The sequence below is a fragment of the Neobacillus drentensis genome, assembly GCF_036966985.1.
GTDB classification, from domain to species: Bacteria; Bacillota; Bacilli; order Bacillales; family Cytobacillaceae; genus Neobacillus; species Neobacillus drentensis_E.
Genome location: NZ_JBALSN010000749.1, coordinates 1 through 2263, shown reverse-complemented (window position 1 = coordinate 2263; position 2263 = coordinate 1). Strand labels below are relative to the sequence as shown.

General features: G+C 39.3%; 2 protein-coding genes and 1 pseudogene. All 3 read right to left on the bottom strand.

Annotated features, from left to right (window positions below):
* Positions 1-878 (bottom strand): phosphogluconate dehydrogenase (NAD(+)-dependent, decarboxylating) (gnd, locus tag V7659_RS31300; RefSeq protein WP_335543879.1); only part of this gene is annotated, 878 nt, incomplete at its 3' end.
* Positions 879-946: 68 nt separating this feature from the next.
* A pseudogene (gene glpX / locus V7659_RS31295) lies at positions 947-1890 on the bottom strand (class II fructose-bisphosphatase).
* A 106-nt stretch (positions 1891-1996) separates the two neighbouring features.
* Positions 1997-2131 (bottom strand): BA3454 family stress response protein, encoded by a 135-nt coding sequence (locus tag V7659_RS31290; protein ID WP_335543878.1) that lies wholly within the window; start codon positions 2129-2131, stop codon positions 1997-1999.
* Between the last annotated feature and the right edge of the window lie 132 nt (positions 2132-2263).

The window sequence follows — 2263 nt, the reverse complement described above, 5'->3', positions numbered from 1 at the left end:
GCATGTCCACCAAACTCATTTCGCAGGGCCGCCACGACTCTCCCAGTAAATGTATCGTTCTCTAGTGAACGATAGCGCATCAATAAGGACATTGCGATAACAGGAGTAGCAGCTTGAAGATCTAAAGCTGTTTCAACTGTCCATTTTCCTTCACCGGAAGATTGCATAACCCCTTTTATTTCATCCAAATGCGCATCTTTAGAAAATGCATTTTCTGTTAATTCCATGAGCCATGAGCGAATGACGGAACCATGATTCCACACTCTTGCGACCATTTCATAATCATAGTCAAACTCACTCTTATCTAATACCTCAAACCCTTCGCCGATGGCAGCCATCATTCCATACTCAATTCCGTTATGAACCATTTTCAAGAAGTGACCACTTCCGGCTGGCCCTGTATACAAATATCCATTTTCCACAGCAGTATCACGGAAAATAGGTTCCACAATATTCCATGCCTCTTGGTCTCCTCCAACCATGTAAGAAGCTCCATTTCGGGCGCCTTCCATCCCGCCAGATGTACCCGCATCCATAAAATGGACTCCAAGTTCTCTCAGTTGGTTGTAACGAAGGACCGACTGTTTATAATGGGAATTACCAGCTTCAATCACTATGTCACCTTTTGTTAAAAATGGTGTAATCTCTTCAATCACTGAATCAACGACAGAGTGTGGAACCATAATCCAAAGAACTCTAGGTGTTTCCAAAGATTGAACAAGTTCCTTTAAGCTGGGTGTGCCTTTAGCTCCGTATTTTCTCATTTCTTCAACCGAGTCAGAATTTAAATCAAATGCTACTACTTCGTAGTTATGATCCAATAGATTTTGTCCTAAATTTAACCCCATTTTCCCTAATCCGATTAATCCAACTTGCATACTAATTTCCCCTCAAAATTATTTTCATTAAAAAGGATGATTCTTCTATAACCATATCTAAAACGACATCATTTTTTTAAACTATGTTGACCTTCTATAAACCGAACCGTGCCTGTTTTAGCACGCATGACAACCGAATGAGTTGTAGCGAAACTTCCTTTATATTGAACCCCTTTAAGCAGTTCACCGTCGGTTACACCTGTTGCTACAAAAAAGGCATCCTCACCTTTCACAATGTCTTCCAACATTAAAACGCGGTTAACATCTTGAATACCCATATTTCCTAATCGAATCCATTCTTCTTCCGTTTGTGGTAAAAGCTTTCCTTGAAAATCTCCACCCAAGCTTTTTAATGCAGTAGCAGCCAACACACCTTCTGGAGCTCCTCCGGAACCAAGCATGATATCTACTCCTGTTTTTTCAAATGCTGTATTAATTGCTGCTGCAACATCACCATCTTGAATGAGCTTCACTCTTGCACCAGCATCACGAATCTCCTGAATCATTTTTTCGTGTCTTTCTCGGTTCAAAATAGCTACTACAAGGTCTTCAATATTCTTGTGTTTTGCTTTTGCCACAGCTGTAAGATTTTCAATTACAGGGGCATTGATGTCAATTTTCCCTGCTGCTTCCGGACCTACTGCAATCTTTTCCATATACATATCTGGTGCATGCAAAAGATTGCCACGCTCTGCTATTGCTATGGTAGCTAGAGCGTTCCATGTACTGCAGCAACAATATTGGTTCCCTCTAATGGATCAACTGCTATATCTACTTCAGGACCATCCCCTGTTCCTAATTGCTCACCGATATACAACATTGGCGCCTCATCCATTTCTCCTTCTCCAATGACAACCGTTCCCTTCATATGAATGGTGTTAAACATATCCCGCATGCTTTGAGTGGCTGCCTCATCTACTTCGTTTTTCTTTCCTCTTCCCAACCATCTTGCAGCAGATAATGCTGCTGCTTCTGTGACTCTGACAAGCTCAAGTGAAAAATTTCTGTCCATCACAGACACCTCCCATTCTCAAGTTTTTATAAAAAATACCTACATATTATTAAATAAATCAATTAGTGTGCAGAAAACGAATGGAATAGTAAAATTGTGCGTTTTTTTATTTCGCCCATTGTTGTCTAACTTGTTCTTCAGCCAAACGTAAGATCTCTTGTTCTGAAACCTTTTTATGGGCAATAACATTTGTTAGATAATTTTTCCCTTGAAATTTGACAGTAACAGTTATTTCCATCATGTTTATCTCTCCTTTCTACAATTTAAATTAAGTGAAGACTTCTAACCTAAAATCAATTTCCGATTGAATAACCATTATTACAAATAGAATTCATCAAAAAAGGATATTCCAAGTAGTGAAATTGCTATATCA

Bases quoted from the DNA above. Each gene is read 5' to 3' on its own strand.
- V7659_RS31290 (WP_335543878.1), bottom strand. From the start codon at position 2,131: ATGATGGAAATAACTGTTACTGTCAAATTTCAAGGGAAAAATTATCTA.